Raw genomic sequence first — 20,429 nt, 5'->3', positions numbered from 1 at the left:
GAAGAATCAATTCGGGGATGTTGACAGGGGCAGGAAGACCGACCGGGCGTCAACTGACCGGCGGAGGCTGCCTGCAGTGAATGCGGCACCCATTTCGGAGACCTCGCCCACCCTAGCTCCATTGCATTCGCTCCAGCAAGGCCGAATTCCGGGCGGCACATCACACGGGAAATGAGTGCCGCCCGTGCGGTCACGTTCGCGGCGTCAGTCTGCAGCGGACCTGACTGGTGGGTCGCAGGGTGATTCCGGTGTTCAGCGGAATGTCGGTGTCGACGGCGGTGAACGAGTAGTTCTGGAGCAGCACGCTCAGTGTGAGCGTGGCGTTCAGCATCGCCAGGTGCTGGCCGATGCACGCCCGCGGCCCACCGCCGAACGGGAACCACGCGTAGCGGGGGCGCGCGGCCTCGCGCTCCGGCAGGAACCTGTCCGGGTCGAACGTGCCGGGGTCCTCCCAGATGTCGGGGCGGCGCTGGACGACGCCGGAGCTGACCACCACATCGGCGCCGGCCGGAATGGTGTACGAGCCGACCTGCACGTCCTCGGTGGTGATGCGGCCCTGGGCCGGAGCGGCGGGGTGGAGCCGGAGCGTTTCCTTGAGGACCTGTGTCAGGTAGGGAAGCTTCTCCAGATCCTCGGCGACGGGCTCACGACCACCCAGCACGCGGTCGACCTCCTCGTGCGCACGTGCCTGCACCTCGGGGTGACAGGCGAGGAGGTGCAGGGTGAGGCCCAGCGTGGTGGCGGTGGACTCGTGGCCGGTGACGAGGAAGACGAGGACCTGGTTCCGGGTCTCCTCCGCGCTGATCGGGTTGCCGTCGTCGTCGCGCGCCCTCGCCAGCAGGCTGAGCATGTCGTTCCGGCCGGCCGGAGCGGTCGAGTCCTCCGTGCGGCGGGTGGAGATGATCTCGTCGCACACCTCGTACAGCTCACGGTGCGCCTTGGCGGCGCGCAGATTGCCCGGTGTGGGTATCTTCCGGGACAGGTTCACCGGGGCGAAGGCCCGCTTGACCGCATAGGCGTTGATCAGCGGGAAGTTGCGCTGAACCGTGGGAACCATCGCGTCCACGTCGCTCTTCCGGCCGAAGAGGATGCGGGAGATCGTCCGCAGCGTGTGCCCGGTCATCTCCTCCGCGACGTCGACGGTCGCGTCCGGTGCGGTCCGCCACCGCTCGACGAGGCTGCCGGTCTCCTGAGTGATCTCCGAGCCGTACTCGTTCACCTGACGAGGTGTGAACAAGGACTGGAGCATGCGGCGCTGGCGCAGGTACTCGTCCCCCATGCTGGTGAGCAGTCCGTTGCCGAACGACTGCCGCAGCTCCCCGAGGAACCGGTTCTCCTTGCTGAACGTCTGCGCCGAGGACGCCAGCACCTGCTGAGCGCCGTCCGCCGAGAACACACCGTAGAACTCCGCCCTCATTCCCGGCGGGCCCACCGTGAACCGGACCACGTCACCGTGGTCGTTCAGTGCTTTGAGGTAGGTCCCCAGCGTGTCCTTCTGGAGGTCCATCAGCGATCCGAACAGCGGGTGTCCGGCCATGGTGGGGGGCTTCGAAACCGTCGGAGTGCTCGCGGTCATGGTGCTGTCTCTCCTTCTGTTGCTTCCCTGCGGGGCCGCGTCCTGCAGGCCTGACGCGTCGGGTGATGCGGGTGCCGGCCGTGCCGGCCGGTGCTCGACCGGGCATGCGCTCGTCGGAAGCGGATCCGTCCAGGCCGTCGCGATGAACTCCAGGCAGTCCGGCCGCTTCGCGGGTCCGAAGGCCACGGTCCAGCCGGCGGGGACGTCGACGGCGGAAGGCCACAGCGAGTGCTGCCGCCGGTCGTCGACGAGGGCGAGGTAGTCGGTGTCCGGTCTGTCGAAGGGGTTGGTCATCAGGGCGTCCTCGGTGAGTCCGGCGTCGCCTCCGCGGCGGCGCGCAGGTGGGCCACGTCCGATCGCGGGGACGCCACGATCCCGGCGAGCAACCGCTCGTAGGCGCGTGCCATACGCCCGGCGGTCCGCGCGGAGAAGAGGTCGGCGCTGTACTCCAGGTAGCCCCTCAGCCCCGACGCGGCCTCCTCCACGACGAGGTTGAGGTCGTACCTGGTGGTGGTCGTCGCGGTACGGATGGGCAGCACCTCGAGGTCTGTCCCGTCGGCGCCGGCACCACCGGGCGCGGCGGCGGGCAGCAGGTTGAACATCACCTGGAACAGCGGGGAGCAGCCCGGCTCCGGGGTGGGCACCAGGGATCGGGCCAGATCGGGGAAGGGCAGGTCCTTGTGTTCGTGCGCCTCGGTGGTGACGCGTCGAGTCCGCGCCAAAAGGTCGGGAAAGGACCGGTCGGCGGGCACATCGATACGGATCGTCAGCAGATTGACGAAATAGCCGACTACGCGCTCCAGTTCGCTCCGCGGACGGTTCGACACCGCGGTACCGACGGCCAGTTCGCTGCCGTCCACGTGACCGCCCAGCAGCACGGCGAACGCCGACAGCAGGGTCATGTAGAGCGTGGCCCCCTGCTCCCGGCTCAACCGGCGCAGTTCTTCCAGCAGTTCGGCGGAGATCTGAAGATCCACCGACGAGCCCTGATACGTCTTGACCGGGCATCGCTCGTAGTCGGTGCGCAGCGGCATACACGCCGGCAGCCCGGCCAGTTGCCGCCTCCAGTAACTCTCCTGGCGGGAGAGTTCCGAGGCGTCGGTCGTGTGCGACTGCCAGCGGGCGAACCCGGCGTACGACAGCGGAAGTTCGGGCAGTCCCGGCGCCTTGCCCAGGACGAGCGCACGGTACAGCTCGAGCAGCTCGGCCAGCACGACGTTCACGGACCAGCCGTCGAAGACGCCCCATGGCCGGGTCAGCAGCCCGATGTGCTGGTCGTCGGACACGGTGAGCAGGTGTGCGCGGATCGCGTACGGGTCCTCCGGCGCGAAGGGGCGCAGCCGTTCGGCACGCAGCCACTCCGTGACCGCCTCGGCCTCGACGACCGCCGGCCGTACCGCAAAGCCGTCGGCGGGATGGACGCTCTGGGTCACGGTGCCGTCCTGCCGGGCATAGCTCGTACGCAGGATCTCGTGCCGTTCCACCAGTTCTCCCACGGCGCGAGCGTAGGCCTCGCGATCCAGGGAGCCGTTGATCCGGAAGGCCAGCTGGACGTTGTCGTGCGCCGTTCCCAGGTGTGCGGGCCGGTCGAGGAACCACAGGTCGCGTTGTTGGAGCGAGATGGGTGCCGGCCCCCGCTCCCCGTCCCCTGCCCGGTCGGCCGGGTCCGACGGTGCGTTTTCCCGCTCCGCCGGCTGTTCCAGGACGGCGGACATCTCTTCGATGCTGGCCCCGCTGAAGATCAGCTGCAGTGGCAGTTCGGCGCCGGTCTCCTTCCTGATCCGCAGGGTGAGGCGGGTCGCGAGCAAGGAGTGTCCGCCGAGATCGAAGAAGTTGTCCTGGATTCCGACCTGGGTGAGACCGAGGACGTCGGCGACGATGCGGCACAGCACGCGCTGTGCCTCGGTCCGCGGGGCGACGTACCGCTCCTTGGTCAGGTCGGCCTCGTCCGGGTCCGGCAGGTCCCGTTTGTCGACCTTGCCGTTCCGTGTGACCGGCAGCTCGTCGAGGATCACGAACACGCCGGGCACCATGTAGTGCGGCAGCCGCGCGGAGAGGTGCTCCCTGAGGGCGCGTGCCAGCGACTGCCCTCTCTCGCCGAGTTGTGGATGATTGGTCGCGGCGGGTGCCCGGTAGGGCTCACGTGCCCTCACGCGGGGCAGTTCACCTCGGCCGAGCACCAGGTCGAGGCCGTCGAGCCGGTCCTGCGCCCAGGTGGCCGCCACCTGGAAGCCCAGCCCCTCGGCGTGCCGGAGAACGGCTTCGAGCTCCGCGACCTCGTCCGCGGTCCGCGATCGGGGCGCGAGCGGCTCGGCCGCTCGGGGATGCGGCCTTCGCCCGAGCTCGGCGCCGAGGCGTACGGCGTCGGTGACGCGGGGGTTGGTCAAGCCGCTCACCCCGAACCGGTCGGGGACTTCGCCGCCGTCCAGGAGGGCGCGCAGCTCCGAAGGGGAGGCGGCTTCCAGCCATGGCAGGGAGGCCGCGGATGCGACGTCCTTCCGCAGGATCACGTCGTAGCGGTAGGCGGGTCGCTCGCGCTCTCCCTCGCGCCCGATGACGATGTCGACCGCTCCCAGCTCCGTGAAACGCTCCGGCAGCCGCGCGAAGTACGTCGGGCTGACGAGCAGTTCCCGCTCCTCGCGCCGGCTTCGCCGCACGTGACCGGCAAGCTCGTCGACGGTGGTGCCGGCCTCCGCGCGGTCCCACTCGGCCTCGCAGAGCTGGGCGGTGAAGAGATCCAGGTTCCGGACATCGCCGACGAGGATGCTGCCGCCGTCCGCCAGGAGCGGGACCAGGACGGCGAGCGCCTTCTCCAGGTACTCCTCGTTCGGGAAGTGCCGCACCACCGAGTTGAGCACGATCGTGTCGAACTCCCCGCCGGGCAGGAGCTCCGCGACGGACAGCGCGTCTCCCTGGGTCAGGGTGACGTGCGACCATCCTCGGCGCGCCACGTCGCGGCGCGCCGCTTCGAGAGCCGCGGAGGACGGGTCGAGCGCGTGCACGGAAGCGCAGTCCTCGGCGTAGCGCAGGAGCAGCTCTCCCCCGCCGCAGCCGATCTCCAATACCCGCTCGGGGCGTATGCGCTCGAGGTGCCGGGCCGCGGCCTCGGCGGCTTCCCGGCGGGTCGACGCGTCGCCGGACGCGGACCGGTCGTCGGAGTGCTGCCGCCGGTGTTCGAGGTGCGCCGCGTTCTCCTCCTGGTCAGCGGTGTGCAGCCACTGGATGGTCGGGCTCACGTAGGCGGCGAGCGTGCGGGCGGCGCCGCTCCCCTGCGGGACGACCACGGCACGGTGTACCGAAGGATGCTTGAGCAGGACGTTCGCGACTTCGCCGGGTTCCACGCGGAAGCCGCGCACCTTGACCTGGTCGTCGACGCGGCCGAGGTAGTCGAGGGTGCCCTCCGCACGCCATCTCACCAGGTCTCCGGTGCGGTACATGCGTGTTCCGGAGTCGAACGGACTGGCCACGAACCGCTCGGCGGTCAGATCCGGCCGGTTCAGATAGCCGCAGGCCATGCCGTCGCCGGAGGCGTACAGCTCCCCCGGCACTCCGAGCGGCACCTGTCGCAGCGCCTCGTCCAGTACGTACACCCGGGTGTTCCACACCGGAGGACCGATGGGCACGGCCCTCGCTCCGGACTCGGCGCGGTAGCGGCAGGCGGTGATGGGACCACCCTCGGTGGGCCCGTACAGGTTGTGCAGTTCGGTGTCCGGCAGCACGCGTGCGAACCGTTCGGCGAGCTCGACCGGGAGCGCCTCGCCCGCGGTCTCGACGCGGCGCAGACCGGTGCACAGTTGCGCGGTCGGTTCCGACAGGAACTCGGCCAGCATGGACGGGACGAAGTGGAGGTCGGTGACCCGCTCCTCGCGGATCAGCCGTGCGAGGTACTCCGGGTCCTTCTGCCCGTCGGGACGGGCGATCACCACGGCCGCGCCCACCTGGAGCGGCCAGAACAGTTCGGGCACCGAGACGTCGAAGCCCACCGACGTCTTCAGCAGCATCCGGTCGTCGCCGCTCATGCCGTAGTGGCTCTGCTTCCACGCTGTCCAGTTCAGGCCCGCACGATGCGGGATCACCACGCCCTTCGGCCTGCCCGTGGAACCCGAGGTGTAGAGCACGTACGCGGCGTCGTCCCTGCCCACCTCGACGCGGGGGTCGTCGTCCCGGCCGCCGGAGGTGTCCGGCAGTTCCTCCAGGACGAGCAGCGGCACACTGTCGGCGAGCACCTGCTCCACGCGCTCGTCCGGGAGGTCGGTCTCCAGGGGGAGGTACGCCGCTCCGGTCTTCACCACGGCGTTGACGGCGACCACCAGGTCGAACGAGCGCGGCATCCGGATCGCGACCCGCTGCCCGGGCCCGGCGCCCCGCTCGATCAGCCAGTGTGCGAGCCGGTTGGCACGGGCGTTCAGTTCCGCGTACGAGAGGGTGCGGCCCTCGTGGACCAGCGCGGTGCGGTCCGGGGTACGCGCCACCTGCGCCTCGAACGCGGCGGGCAGTGTCTCGTGCGGGAGGGGCGTCGCGGTGTCGTTCCACTCGGTCAGGCGCTGCCGGTCGCTCGCCGGCAGTACGTTGACGTCCAGTGCGGCGGTTCCGGCCCCGTCGTCGGTCGCCAGGGCATCGAGAAGGCTGGTCAACGCCGTTTCGAGGCAGTCGGCCACCGCCTCGCAGGTGACCGTCTCCTCGACCTGGACGTCCAGCGAGAGTTCGGTGCCGAAGTCGTCGAGCGACACCGTCACGGGGTAGTTGATGGCGTCCACGGCCGCGAGAAAGCGCACCCCGTGGTCGTCGATGCGCGGCAGCGACTCGTCGTGTTCCGCCTCGAAGTGACGGAAGTTGACCACGGCGCTGAACAGCGGGGCGTCGCCGTCCAGGCCGCTGCACCGCTGGACCAGGCTCAGGGGGCTCTGCTCCCGTGCGATCAGCTCGCGCAGTCCGGTGTCGACGTCCGCGATCAGGTCACGCACGGTGCGGTCGGCGAGCCGGGTGCGCAGCGGAAGCGTGTTGATGAAGTTGCCGAGCATGCGCTCCACCCCGGGCACGCCCTGCAGGCGCCCGGACATCACGGCGCCGAACACCACGTCGTCGCGCCCGCTGGTGGCAGCGACGAAGCAGGCCCACGCCGCGTGGAAGAGACAGGCCGGACTCACCTGCAGACGCCGGGCCTGGGCGCGCAGGTCGCGTGCGAGGGGCTCGGGCAGCGTTCGGCGCAGTCGGCCGACCCGCCGGCCGTTGCCGTGCACGTCGACGAGGCCGAACGGCGCCGTGGGTTCCGTGACGTCCCCGAGGACTGCCCGGAAGTACGCCGTCGTGTCGTCCGCAGTGTTCCTGGCCAGGGTGTGGGAGACGAAGTCGCGGTAGGGCGCCGGGGCGGGCAGCAGATCGACGCGGCCCGCCATGTGTGCGGCCAGCTCCTGCAGGATCAGGCGCAGGGAGGTGGCGTCCTCGATGAGGTGGTGGGCGGTCAGGAGCAGGTGGCGCCGCTGCGACTGCGGCTCCTCGGCGACGACCAGGCGCAGCAGCGGCGCACTGTCGAGGTGCATGCGTTCCTGTCGTGCGAGCAGTTCCCTCGCCTGCTCCTCGGGGTCCCGGCCGTCGGCGAGCACGGTCCGTTCCACGGGGAGCCTCGCGGCCCGGTGCACGACCTGGACCGGTTCGGGCAGGCCGGCGGTGAGAACGGCGGTGCGCAGCACGTCGTGACGGTCGACGATGCGCTGCAGCGCGTCGACGAACCGGGCACACGCCTGCTCGTCGTCGGCCCGGTAGAGGGTGGAGACGAGATACGGGTCGTTGTCCGGGTCCATCAGATGGTGGAAGAGGATGCCCTCCTGCGTGGGCAGCAGGGGGTAGACGTCCTGGATGCCGGCGGCCCCGCCGGGCACGGCGGCCACGACGGTGTCGATCTGCTCCTGTGTCAGGTCGATCAGCGGAAGCAGGTCGGGGGTGAGGCGCTCACAGCCCTCCGGGATCAGGCCGGCCGGAACGGTGTGCGCGGGCGCCGCCCCGGTCGCGTCGATGCGCGTCGCCAGATCGGCCAGCGTGGGCGCGGTGAAGACGTCCTGGACGGTGACGTGCAGGCCGCTGTCCTGCAGCCGGGCCACCAGCACGGTGATCATCAGGGAGTGGCCGCCGAGGGCGAAGAAGTTGTCCTCGGCGCTGATCCGGTCGGCGTCGAAGCCGAGCAGGTCGGCGCAGATGCCGGCCAGGTGCCGTTCGGTGTCGGTGACGGGTGCGACGAAGGTGCGCTGGGCGAAGGCGTCGATGCCGGGGGCGGGCAGGGCTCGGCGGTCGAGTTTGCCGTGAGCGGTCACCGGCAGGGCCGCGAGTTCGACGTACGCGCTCGGCACCATGTACTCGGGCAGGGCGCCCTCGAGGTGCCGGACCAGGTCGCCGCGGTGGTCGGAGAGGACCTGTCCGGGTTCGGATACCACGTAGGCGACCAGGCGGGGGCTGCCGGGCCGGTCCTCGCGGACCAGGACGGCCGAGGAGCGGACGGAGGGGTGCTCCGTGAGCCGGTGCTCGATCTCGCCCGGCTCGATGCGGAATCCGCGCACCTTGACCTGGTCGTCGACACGGCCGAGGAACTCCAGGCCGCCGTCGGGCAGTCGGCGCACCAGGTCGCCGGTGCGGTACATGCGGGCGTCGGGGGAGGCGTCGAACGGGTTGGGCACGAACCGTTCGCGGGTCAGCTCGGGCTGGTGCAGGTAGCCGCGTGCGAGCCCCGCACCGGCGATGAACAGCTCGCCGACGCAGCCGACGCCCTGCGGCGCGTGGGCCTCGTCGAGCACGTGCAGCTGGATGTTCTGGATCGGCCGCCCGATGGGGACGCTGCGAAGCGTGTCATCGGCGGGGACGGTCCAGTGGCTGACGTCGACGGCCGCCTCGGTGGGTCCGTACAGGTTGTGCAGCGGCGCGGTGTGCAGTTCGTAGTGGCGCGCGCAGAGGTCCGGGGGAAGCGCCTCGCCGCTGCAGAACACCTGCCGTACGGTCGTGCACCGCGCCCAGCCCGGCCCCTCGACGATGCTGCGCAGCATGGACGGCACGAAGTGCAGGGTGGTCACTCCGAACGCGCGGACGGCGGAGGTCAGGTAGGCCGGGTCGCGGTGACCGCCGGGCGCGGCGATCGCGAGGCGGGCGCCGGAGAGCAGCGGCCAGAAGAACTCCCAGACGGACACGTCGAAGCTGTAGGGGGTCTTCTGCAGGACGACGTCGTCCTCGGTGAGCGGGTACTCGTTCTGCATCCACTCGATGCGGTTCACCGCGGCCCGGTGCTCGATCATCACGCCCTTGGGGCGGCCCGTGGAACCGGAGGTGTGGATCACGTATGCCAGGTGCCCTGCGTGTACGCCGCTCACGGCCGTGGCGACGTCCGCGTCCAGGGGCTGGAGTACGTCCGCGCCGGACCGGTCGCGCAGGGTGCCGTCCGGGTGCAGGACCAGCAGGTGCTCGACGTCGTGCAGTGGTTCGGCGTCCAGGTGTGGCTGGGTGAGGACCACGGCGACCCCGGAGTGGTCGACGAGGTCGGCGCGGCGGGCCGCCGGGTAGGTCGGCTCGATCGGCATGTAGGCGCCGCCGGCCTTCAGGGCGCCCAGGATGCCCGCGACCATCTCGACGGAGCGCTCGGCGTGCAGACCGACCAGCGTGTCGGGCCCGGCACCGTGCCGGCGCAGTCCGCGGGCGATCCGGTCGGCCCAGGCGTCGAGTTCGGCGTACGTCCACGAGCGGTCGGTGGTGACCAGGGCGGTGCGCTCGGGGTGGCGGGCCACCCGCTCCTCGAAGAGTTCGTGCAGGCACCGGTCGTCGGTGAAGGGCCGCTCGGTGTCGTTGAACACCTCGACCACCTGGCGACGCTCCTCGGCGTCGATCATGGCGAGCCGGGACACGGGCAGCGCCGGATCGTCGGCGACGGCGGCGAGCAGCCGGGTGTAGTGACCGATGAAGCGCCGGATGGTCTCGCGGTCGTACAGGTCGGGGTTGTACTCGACGGTGCCGACCAGGCCGTCGGGGGTTTCGCGCAGGTCGAGCGTCAGGTCGAACTTGGTGAAGCTGAGATCGAAGTCGACCGGGGAGACCTCGACACCGCCGAGGGTGACGTCACGTCGGGTCTGCGCCTCCTGGAGGACGAACAACGTCTGGAAGACGGGCGAATGGGCGAGGCTGCGCTCGGTGTCCAGGGCCTCCACGACGGCCTCGAAGGGGACTTCCTGATGGTCGTAGGCCTCCAGTGCGGTCTTCTTCACCTGGGCCAGCAGATCGCGGAAGTCCGGGTCGCCGGCGAGATCCGCGCGCATCACCAGGGTGTTGGCGAAGAAGCCGACGAGGTCCTCGACCTCGCGTCGACCGCGGTTGGCGACGACCGTGCCGACGGCGATGTCCGTCCGGCGGGTGTAGCGGTTGAGGACGACGGTGTAGGCGGCCAGCAGGGTCATGTAGAGCGTGGCTTCATGGACCTTGGCCACGTCACGCAGGGGGCTCAGCAGCTCCGCCGGGCAGGTGAAGTTCTCACGGGCCCCCGTGTAGGTCTTCACGCGCGGGCGTTCCCGGTCGGCGGGCAGCGTCAGCCGTGGGTCGACCCCGGCCAGCTGACGCTTCCAGTACGCCGTCTGCCGGTCCTGCAGGTCGCCGGCGAGCCGCTCACGCTGCCAGTGCGCGTAGTCCGCGTACTGCACGGGCAGCGGCTCGAGCGGATCGGGGCGGCCCGCGCGGAACGCCTCGTACAGGGCGACCAGGTCGCGGAAGAACACGCCGACCGACCAGCCGTCGGACACGCTGTGGTGCGTGGTGACGAGGAGGTGGTGCTCCCGGTCCGACTGCCGCAGCAGCCTGACCCGGATCAGCGGCCCGCGCTCCAGGTCGAACGGGGCCGCGGCCTCGTCGCGACAGATCGCGGCGAGCCGCTCCGGGTCGGTCAGTTCCTCCTCGGCGACCGTGAAGTCGCTGCCGTCACCGATGACCTGACGGGGTACCCCGCTGTCGTCGGCGAACCGGGTGCGCAGCACCTCGTGTCGCCGGACGATCGCCGCCAGGGCGCGCAGCAGCGCGGGGCGGTCGAGGGTGCCGCGCAGGCGCATCGCCATCGGGATGTTGTAGGCAGCGCTGGTGCCGTCCAGCTGGGCGAGGAACCAGAGCCGCTGCTGGGTGAAGGACAGCGGCACGGGCGTGCCGTCGGTCCGGGGCAGCCGGGGGATGGTCTCGAGCGCGGAGAGGTCGACGCCCTGCTTGCGCAGCAGCGCGATCAGTGCGCGCTGCCGCTTCTCCGGCAGGGAGCGGATCTTCCGGATGAGTTCAAGGCCGGTGTCCTGACTGGTGGTGCCCATCGTCGTCCCCCTGCCTCAGTTCTCGGTGTCCAGTGCGTCCAGTTCCTCGTCGCTCATGTGCTCGACGAGGGTGATGCCTTCGAGGATCAGATCCAGCTCGGCCGTGCTCGTGTCCCCGGCCACGAGGAGCCGTTCCCGCAGTTCTCGGGCCATGTCGGAAAGGCGCGGTGCGGCGAAGACCGCTTCGACCGGCAGCTCGACCCCCGCCCGCTCCTTGAGGAGGTTGATCAACCGCGTGGCCAGCAGCGAGTTGCCGCCGACCGAGAAGAAGTCGGTCCGTGCGGTAAGCGTGGCCGGGTCGACCTGAAGGACGTCGGCCCAGGCCTGACCCACGGTCTGCTCGGCGTCGGTGACAGCGCCGACGGTCGGCACGGGCTCCTGTGCCCTCGTTTCCGGTGCGGCCGCCTGCGGGTCACGTCCGACCCAGTGGCTGCCCGCCCGGAACGCCGTGGCAGGCAGGGGCACCATCCGGCGCCGACCCGTGTGCAGCGCGTTCCACGGCACCCGGACACCGCACACCCACAGGGCGGCCAGTTCCTCCAGGGACCGGTCCTCGGCGAGCCCGGCGAGGAAGTCCTCGCCCCGGGTGCCGGACAGGGCGGAGGCCCAGGGCCCGGGGTCGTCGTCGGTGTTGCCCCGGTAGACGGGCACGGTCGTGGGGGTGCCGGCCATGTGTCCGGCGAGCGCCTGTGCCAGTTCGGCGCGGTCGGCGGCGACCACGGCCAGCCGCTCGGTCAGCGGCTCGCGGCCCAGCTGCGTGGTGTACGCGATGTCCGCGAGGCCCACGGTGGAGTCGGTGCCGTCCTCGTCGGGCAGGTCCGTCAGGTGGTCGAGCAGTCGCAGTACCGCCGCGGACAGGCGTTCCTCGCTCCGGGCGGAGAGCACGACGATCTGCGGCGCGGTGTCCGGGGTCGCGGTCCGGACCTCGGCAGCGGCCGGCGGTTCCTCCACGACGATGCTGACGTGGCTGCCGCCCGCCGCCACGCAGTTGATGAGGGCACGGCGGGGCCGGGGCGCGCCGGCGGTGTCCGTTCCGTCGTGTGGCTCCCAGTCGGTCAGCCGGTCGCACAGTTCGAGCGGCGAACCGGCCAGGTCCAGGCGGGGGTTGGCGGTTCCGACATCGACGAGCGGTGCGATCCGGCCGTGCTGGAGCTGCAGGACGACCTTGGTGAGCTGGGCGATGCCGGAGGCCGCCTCGGGATGGCCGAGGTTCGACTTCACGGCGCCGACCCGCACCGGGGTGGTCGCGTCGGCGAACACCTCGCGCAGGGCGCTCAGTTCGACCTCGTCGGAGAACGCGGTGCCGTTGGCGGCGGACTCGACGTAGCTGATGGAGCCGGGTTCGGCACCGGCCCGCTCCAGCGCCCTGCGCATGGCCGCGACCTGGGTGCGGTGGCTGGGCGTCATGAAGCCGTTGGAGCGGCCTCCGTGCAGCGAGGACGTGCTCTTGAGGACCGCGAGGACGGTGTCGCCGTCGCGCAGCGCCGCGTCCAGCGGCTTGAGCAGCACGGCGCCGACCGCCTCGGCCGGCAGGTAACCGTCCCCGTCACGGAAGCTGCGCGCGCCCGGGTGGCTACCGAGCAGCTGCATCTCCGAGAGCGCGACGTACTTGTCCTCGTGCACGGTCAGGTTGACCCCTCCCGCGACGGCCAGCTCGCACTCGCCGCGCAGCAGGTCGGCGCAGGCGAGGTGGACGGCCATCGCCGAGGAGGTGCACATGCTGTCCACGGCGAGGCTCGGTCCTTCGAGGCCGAAGAAGTGCGACACGCGGTTGGCTATGAGGTTGTAGGAGGCCGCCGAGGTGAGCGCCGCGAGCACCGGTTCGGAGGCGTCCGCCCGGTACATCTGGTACGCGGCTCCGACGTACACGCCGACGCGTCGGTCGTAGCGGCGCTCGATCACCTCCTGGGTGATGCCGCCCTGTTCGAGCAGGTGCCACACGGTCTCGAGGAACATCCGCTGCTGCGGGTCCATCGCGGCGGCCTCGCGGGGCGAGATACCGAAGTGGAGCGGGTCGAAGCGGTCGATGCCGTCGAGGAAGGCGCCGTACCGGGCGTCTCCGTCGGTCTTCCACCGGTCGGCGGGGACCTCGGTGACGCAGTCCCGGCCCTCGCGCAGCGCCGCCCAGAACGCGTCCACGTCATCGGCCTGCGGGTAGCGTCCGCCGATCCCGATGACGGCGATGTCCTGGCCCGCCGGGGGCGGGACCGGGGCGGGGGCGGTGGCGTCCCGCCGGGCCGTCCCGGGTGCGGTGGTCTGCGGCCGAGGAGCCTCGGGCGCCGTCTCGCCGACAAGTGCGCGCAGCGCTTGCGCGTTCTCGTCCGCGAGGTACTGGGCCAGCCCGCGCACCGTCCGCACCTCGAAGAGCAGCGTGCGCGACAGCGGCCCGAAGGTGTCCTCCAGCGGCTCGACCATGGTCACGGCGAGCACCGAGTCCATGCCGTACCGCTCCAGCGGGGTGTCGGGGTCGAGGCGCTCGGGCCCGAGTTTGAGGGCGGAGGCCAGCACGCGCCGGAGGTGGGTCACGGCACGGTCCACGACGGACCGTCCGGATCCGCTGCCCGCGACCGTGCCGGTTGCCAGGGCTTCCGGTGCGTGGACCGCTGCGGTCCGCGGCGACGCGGCCGGCGACGCCTGCTCCCCGGTGTGCTCCGTCAGCCGGGTCAGCAGCGCCTCACGGTCGCCCGCCACCACGAGCAGTCTGCCCTCCGTGACACCGCCCGCGGCTCCGTCCAGGGCCTGGTACAGGGCGGCCAGACCACGTTCCGTGTCGAGGGGGGCGAGGCCCAGCGTGCCCAGCTGCTCGCGGACGGGGCCCTCGGCGCCCATGCCGCCGTCGTCCCACAGCGGCCAGTTGACGGACACGGTGCGGCCGTTGCGCCGCCCTTCGCTCACGAGTCGGTCGCGCTGTCCGGCGTAGGCGTCCATGAAGGCGTTGGCGGCGGCGTAGTCGCTCTGGCCCGGATTGCCGAAGGCACCGGCCAGGGACGAGAAGCAGAGGAACCACTCCAGTGGCTGCTCCCGGGTGAGCTCGTCCAGGTTGACCAGACCGGAGACCTTGGGAGCGAGGACCCGGTCGAGCTCCCCGGAGCTCTTGCGGACCACGAAGTTGTCCTCGATGACTCCGGCGGCGTGCAGCACGCCGGTCAGCGGGCCGTGGTCCGCGGTCACCCGCGCCACCAGGGCGCCGACCGCGTCCCGGTCGGCCACGTCGACGGTCTCGTAGCGGACGGTCAGGCCCGCGCTGCGCAGGGCGTCCAGTGCGGCGCGCCGCTCGTCGGTCAGCGGGGAGCGCCCGGTGAGGACCACCGCGGCGTGCGCGCCCGAGGTGGCTATGTCCCGCGCGACGTGCAGACCGAGTCCGCCCATGCCTCCGGTGATCAGGTAGACGCCGTCATTGCGCCAGGGCGCGGCGGCCGGGCGGGCACCGGTGACCTCGGTGAGGCGGCGGACCTGGCGGTGGCCGTCGCGGTGGTGGCGTACCTCGGGCTCCGGGACGGTGGTGGCCTCGGACACGAGGCGCGCCGCGACGGTGGCGGGCGAGGCGCCGTCCAGGCACTCCAGGTACTGGGTGTGCAGCTTGGGGTTCTCCAGGTGGACCGTGCGCAGCAGCGCGGCCAGGCCCTGGAAACACGCCAGCCGGTCGCTGTCGCCGACGGCGGCCACCTGGAGGAGGGTGGGCCGGCGCACGCCCTGCTCCAGCAGCCGCCGGGCCGACGTGAACACCTGCCGCACGGCGTCGGTGTACTGCCGGTCCAAGGGGCCGTCGGTGAGTTCGAGGACGGTGCACTCGGTCCCGGCGGGCAGGGCGGCCCGCAGGGTGTCGCCGTCTCCGTCGGCGGTGAGGCCGAGGACCAGGACGTGCCGTTCCGGGAAGTCGCCCGCGGAGCCGGCCGTGGTCTGCTGCTCGGTCCACCCGGGTCGCAGGAGCACCACGTCGGTGCCGTCGGTGGCCGGGGAGCCGGTGGGTGGTGCGGGCCGGTGTGGTGCGCCCTGCGTGTCGAGGTCGAACCAGCAGCGTTCGCGGGCGAAGGGGTAGCCGGGCAGGCTGATGCGGCGTACGGGGGTGTCGGCGGGCCAGGTGTCCTCCCAGCGCACCTCGGCTCCGTCGGCCCACCGGGCCAGCAGGTCCTCGTACGAACCCTGCCGTGTCCAGGCGTTCAGGGCGGCGTGCGTCGCCGTGGCGTCGGCGGGACGGTCCGGCCGGGCGGTCCCCCGGTGCCAGGGGCCTGCCGGGGCGGGGGCGGTGGCGGTGGCGGTGGCGAAGGACGCCAGCCGCTCGCGGGCCTCGGCGAGGCTGCCGACGGCGAAGGCGAGGCGTTCCTCGAGAGCCATGCGTCCGGTCTGCAGGGTCCAGGCGATCGCGGGCAGGTCGGCGTCGGCCGCCTCGCCGAGCCTGGCGTGCAGACGGCGGGCCTGTTCGACGAGTTGGGCCTCGCTCTTCGCGGAGAGCACGAGCAACGCGGGGCGGCCGTCGGCCGGGGCCTCGGCCGGGAGGGCCGGCGGCTGGTACTCGGTGACGACGACGTGGGCGTTGGAGCCGCCGCCGCCGAAGCTGGACACTCCGGCCGTCCGAGGCAGCGTGCGCCCCTCCAGCACGGGGCGCCGCCACGGTTCCAGGGTCCGCTGGACACTCAGCGGGGTGCGCTCGAAGTCGATGTGCGGGTTGAGGCTCGCGGAGTGCAGGCTCGGCACGAGTTCGCCGTGACGCATCTGGAGCAGCACCTTGGTGAGGGCGGCGATGCCGGCAGCGGACTCCAGATGCCCGATGTTGGACTTCACGGAGCCGATGGCGAGCCGCTCGGGTGCGCCGCCCGCGAGGCCGAAGGCCTTTTCCAGGCCGCTGACTTCGATCGGGTCACCCAGGGAGGTACCGGTGCCGTGGGCCTCCAGGTAGCTCAGGGCGCGCGGGTCGACGCCGGCGACGGTGAGTGCCTCGGCGATGACCTTGCCCTGGGCGACCGGGGTGGGCACCGAGTACCCGGAAGTGCGTCCGCCGTGGTTGACGGCGGTGCCCTTGATCACCGCGTGGATCTGGTCGCCGTCGGCGATGGCGCGCTCCAGCGGTTTCAGGAGGACGGCGCCGACGCCCTCACCGGGTACGTAGCCGTCGCCGCCCTCGCCGAAGCTCCGGCACCGGCCGTCGCTGGAGAGGAACTTGCGCTGCCCGAGTACGAGGTGCTTGTTGGGGTGCGGGGTGAGGTTGACGCCGCCCGCGAGGGCGGTGTCGCACTGACCGCTGCGGATGGCCTCGCAGGCCAGGTGGAGGGCGGTCAGGGAGGAGGAGCACATGGTGTCCACGGCCATGCTCGGGCCGTGGAAGTCGTAGAAGTACGACACCCGGTTGGCGACCGTGGACGCGCTGCCCCACAGGGCGTCGGGCCTGCCGCGCTCCTGCGCCTGGGCGCCCAGGAGCTGGTACTCCTGGTACATCACGCCGACGAACACGCCCACCTTCGCGCCGCGCGAGAGCCGGTCGGGTGTGTATCCGGCGTCCTCCAGGGTGTGGTGGGCGCATTGCAGGAACAGCCGCTCCTGCGGGTCCAGGTAGTCGGCCTCCAGCAGCGATATGTGGAAGAACAGCGGATCGAACCGGTCGATGTCGTTGAGGAATCCGCCCCAGCCGCCGGCGCCGGCCTCGGCGTACCGGCCGTGGTCCCAGCGGCCGGTGGGAACCTCGCGCACGCAGTCGCGTCCCGCACGCAGGTTCTGCCAGAACTCCTCAAGGGTGTCCGCATCGGGGTAGCGGCCGCTCACGCCGATGACCGCGACGTCGCCGGAGCGCACGGCTTCCGGTTCGGCCGGTCTCTCGACGGCGGGCAGCGGGCGGCTGGACAGGCCGGTGAGTTCCGCGCACACGCGGCCCTGTTCGTCCGTCACGGTGACGTCCAGCCGGGCCGAGGCCCGGTCGGTGCCGCTCCCCGGCTGATGCCGGATCCACGCGTACGCCCGGGCGGGCGAGGCGGCGAGGGCCTCGGCGCGGGTGAGGGCGAACGGCAGGGCGAGGGTCGCCGAGCCGCCGTCGTCCAGCCACAGTCCGATGGTGCTCTGAAGGGCGCCGTCGAGGATGCTCGGGTGCAGCAGGCCGCCGGGCAGGGGTTCGGCCGCCTCCGGCAGGCGCAGCTCGGCCAGGACCTGGCGGCGGCCCTCCGCGTCCCTGCCGGTGCGCAGCTCGGTCAGCGACCGCTGCGACGGGCCGTACTCCAGGCCGAGGCTGCCGTAGAGGCCGTAGACGTGCTCACCGGTGTACGTCGACCCGGCGCATGCGGCCCGCAGTTCGGAGAGGGACAGGGTGCGCCGGGTGGAGTTCTCGGCGAGGCTCGCCCGTCCCTGGCCGCACAGGGTGGTGACGCCGTCGGCGCCGACGGCGAGGATGTCGTACGCGCAGCCCTCCCCGCCGGTACGCACGCGCACGCGCAGCGTCAGCCCGTCGGGGCCGTACACCGCGGCACGGAGCCACACCACGTCGGTCAGCCTGACCGCGGCGGCATCCTCCCGGCCCAGCGCCCGGGCGACCGCCACGCGCGCCATCTCCAGGTGCGCGACCCCCGGCAGCACCAGGCCGCCGCGGACCTGATGATCACGCAGACAGGGCTCCGAACCGTCGAAGCGGGTCTCGTACGTCGTCTCGTTCGCCGGGCCGCCGGGCACGGTCCGCCCGAGCAGCGGGTGGGCCTGCGGGGCGGGCACGCCGGGCGAGTCGTCCTGGGCAGCGGGCGTGTTCCGGACGCCGTGGGCGCCGACGAGGTGGGACGCCATGGCCTGCAGCGTGCGGTGCTCGCCGAACACGCCCGGGGTCAGGGCCAGCCCGTACCGCTCGTTCACCCGCCCGGCGAGCCGCGCGCGCCCACCCAGGTCCAGTCCGAACTCGCTGAGTTCGGCGTCGGGGTGCACGTCGGCGGGCTCCACGCCGAGCAGGGCCGCCACGTCTTCGGTGAGAGCGGTGCGTACGAGGGAGAGGGCGTCGGGAGTGTCCGGGGCGGGCGGAGCCGGGGCGTTCTCGACCCGAGCCTCGGCGGGAGCCTGCGTGGGCACGACCGGTGCCGGCGCGACGGCACCGGCAGGCAGCTGAGGCTCCAGCCACGCCGCGAGCTCCGCGATCGTCCGATACTCGAACATCACCGTCGGCGACAGCTCCACCGACAGCCGCCCCTCCAACTCCCCCACCAGAGCCAGCAGATCCGCCGACCCCAAACCCAACTCGTAATAACCCAGACCCTCATCCACCACATCCGCAGACATACCCAGCCGAGAACCCACCAGCTCCCGCAGCACAGCCGAAACGACCAGGGAATCCACCACCGGAACGACAGCGGAAGGCAGCACCGCGGACGACGCGGCGGGAGCCTGCGTGGGCACGGCCGGTGCCGGCGCGACGGCACCGGCAGGCAGCTGAGGCTCCAGCCACGCCGCGAGCTCCGCGATCGTCCGATACTCGAACATCACCGTCGGCGACAGCTCCACCGACAGCCGCCCCTCCAACTCCCCCACCAGAGCCAGCAGATCCGCCGACCCCAAACCCAACTCGTAATAACCCAGACCCTCATCCACCACATCCGCAGACATACCCAGCCGAGAACCCACCAGCTCCCGCAGCACAGCCGAAACGACCAGGGAATCCACCACCGGAACGACAGCCGAGGGCAGCACCGCGGACGACGCGGCGGGAGCGCCGCCGCGGACGTCGAGCGCGCCCACGGCCCTTATGCGTTTGGCGACGAACTGCCCCACTTCGGCAACCTTCTGGCCGCCCTCGTCGTAGAACTCCACCACCAGACGTATGAGTTCGTCGTCGCGGCGAACGGAGTCGGCGGGCACCCGCACGTAGCAACGGCCGCCGAGCGACCCGGCCGCACGGAACCGGTCGAACATCAGCGGGAGGTAGAGGCCCGGGCCGTCGTTGTCCCCGTGCAGCATGCCCAGGGCGACACCGCCGCCCAGGAGCCCGGCTTCGAAGAGGGCGGGGTGGAAGAGGAACGCGCCGGTGGAGGACTGGTGTTCAGGCGCGAGTTCCAGCTCAGCGATCCAGTCGCCGGGACGGTGGTGGACCGCGCCGCCGAGCTTCATCAGACCTGAGTGGAAGAGCTCGTACTCCCGACACCAGGTGTAGATCTCGTCCATGGTGGTGCGTCGGGTCACCCCTTGGACGGGTAGCGGGAGCCGCTCCGTGAAGGCGACGGGGTCGCGGTGGTGCGCGGTGACGACGGCGTGGAGGACGTCGTCGGTGTCCTGGGCGCGACGGCTGCGTACCTCGACGCGCCACCCCCCGCCGGCCGCGGGACGCCCCTCGACGGTGGTCAGGACGGCCTCACCGGGGCCGGCGACGAGCGGCGCGAGGATGGTGAGGTTGCGCAACTCCACCTCGGGCATCGGGTGTCCGTGCCGGGCGAGTACCTGGAGCACCAGGTCCACGTAGCCGACACCGGGCAGCAGGCTGCGGCCGTACACGACGTGCCCGTGCAACAGGGGGTTGTCGGCGGTGACGGTGAAGGATTCGGTGAACGTGGGCGAGGCGGTCATCGGTTTTCCGTCCCAAGAGAGGCGCGCGAGGGTGCCCGGGTGTGCGATGCGCGAGCCGGGGATTCGTTCACGGGCAGGTGGAGAGCGACGGCTGTCGGAACGGCCCCGTCGCGGCTCGTCCGGCGCCCCGCGAGCCGGGGTGTCGGACGTCCGGCGGGAAGGGGTGCACCGTCACGGGCGTCGAATCCGGCGGAATGGAGCCGTCGGGCCCGCGCCACCGCGGCCGAACGGCATCCGGGGCGGTGCGTCGTACTGCCGACCGCTTCGGCCGTCCGACGCGGAGCTGTGTACCGCCCGGGCGATGGGAGAAAGGGGGAAATACCCAGGTCACCGTGCGCGGTGCGCCCACAGATGCGCACCGGCGAGACTTCTCGTCGGCGCCCTGATGCGGCATCGGCGCAGGTCGCGCGTTCCTCGGCGAAGAAATGAAAGTCCACGTCGCCGTCGAATGCCTCCGCGGACATCACGTCAGCAGGAAGCGAATCCTCGATCACTGTTCCCCCGTGCCCCGTTCTCCAGCCGTTCACCGAATGGTCAGCGATAAGCGCTCGCCGAAATCAGCGAAATTTACGGTCCAGTTCACGGTCGAGCTCAATTCGGCCGAGCATGTGCGAACGCACGCGTCGTCCCCCCGTTGGTCGCTTGCGTCTTTTCGTTGCGAAATGGGCTCACACAGGTGGCGCCATGGCCAGCCGGAGGCTGTGCGGCCGCGCATCGATCCGGTTTCCCGTGATTAAGGAAGCAGGACGCACCCAGGACGGCCACGCCGGAATGCCGATGCCCGGAGTCAGTGACCGCAGAATGGACCAGAGAAAGACAATCACCGAGATGCTGCCCCCCAGTCCATGCGGCATGAGGTTTCCTCACCCGCCCCCCGTTCGAATCCACAGCTTAGATTGACTGATTAGGGCCGTCAACCGCCTCCCGAAGATCACGCAACTCGACACTTATGTCCGGTACCGCGCAACTGTCGGCCCACACCCGGGGAAAGGGGAAAGCGGAATTCACCCATACCGCTG

At 71.4% G+C, this 20,429-nt stretch carries 4 protein-coding genes; all 4 read right to left on the bottom strand.

The window, feature by feature from the left end; genetic code table 11:
- Window positions 1–190 precede the first annotated feature (190 nt).
- Genes ABZ441_RS09470 through ABZ441_RS09455 form a run of 4 tightly spaced genes read right to left on the bottom strand, consistent with a single transcriptional unit; the run spans window position 191 to window position 19,874 of the window.
- Complete coding sequence (locus ABZ441_RS09470; RefSeq protein ID WP_358970118.1) at window positions 191–1,870, bottom strand: cytochrome P450; 1,680 nt, start codon at window positions 1,868–1,870, stop codon at window positions 191–193.
- On the bottom strand, window positions 1,870–10,890 hold the full coding sequence (locus ABZ441_RS09465) for an amino acid adenylation domain-containing protein (RefSeq protein WP_358970117.1): 9,021 nt from the start codon (window positions 10,888–10,890) through the stop codon (window positions 1,870–1,872). The genes ABZ441_RS09470 and ABZ441_RS09465 overlap by 1 nt, the downstream gene beginning before the upstream one ends.
- A gap of 15 nt (window positions 10,891–10,905) precedes the next feature.
- Window positions 10,906–19,410, bottom strand: a complete 8,505-nt coding sequence (locus ABZ441_RS09460; RefSeq protein ID WP_358970116.1) for an SDR family NAD(P)-dependent oxidoreductase — start codon at window positions 19,408–19,410, stop codon at window positions 10,906–10,908.
- The gene (locus ABZ441_RS09455; RefSeq protein ID WP_358970114.1) at window positions 19,407–19,874 is read right to left on the bottom strand and encodes a hypothetical protein; all 468 of its coding nucleotides are present in this window, start codon (window positions 19,872–19,874) and stop codon (window positions 19,407–19,409) included. The genes ABZ441_RS09460 and ABZ441_RS09455 overlap by 4 nt, the downstream gene beginning before the upstream one ends.
- Between the last annotated feature and the right edge of the window lie 555 nt (window positions 19,875–20,429).

The sequence above is a fragment of the Streptomyces sp. NPDC005752 genome (assembly GCF_040630715.1).
Classification (GTDB): domain Bacteria; phylum Actinomycetota; class Actinomycetes; order Streptomycetales; family Streptomycetaceae; genus Streptomyces.
Note: the sequence above shows the minus strand (reverse complement) of the source record. Positions and strands in the feature narration are given on the sequence as shown.

Bases quoted from the DNA above. Each gene is read 5' to 3' on its own strand.
- ABZ441_RS09470 (WP_358970118.1), bottom strand. From the start codon at position 1,870: ATGACCAACCCCTTCGACAGACCGGACACCGACTACCTCGCCCTCGTC.
- ABZ441_RS09465 (WP_358970117.1), bottom strand. From the start codon at position 10,890: ATGGGCACCACCAGTCAGGACACCGGCCTTGAACTCATCCGGAAGATC.
- ABZ441_RS09460 (WP_358970116.1), bottom strand. From the start codon at position 19,410: ATGACCGCCTCGCCCACGTTCACCGAATCCTTCACCGTCACCGCCGAC.
- ABZ441_RS09455 (WP_358970114.1), bottom strand. From the start codon at position 19,874: ATGTCCGCGGAGGCATTCGACGGCGACGTGGACTTTCATTTCTTCGCC.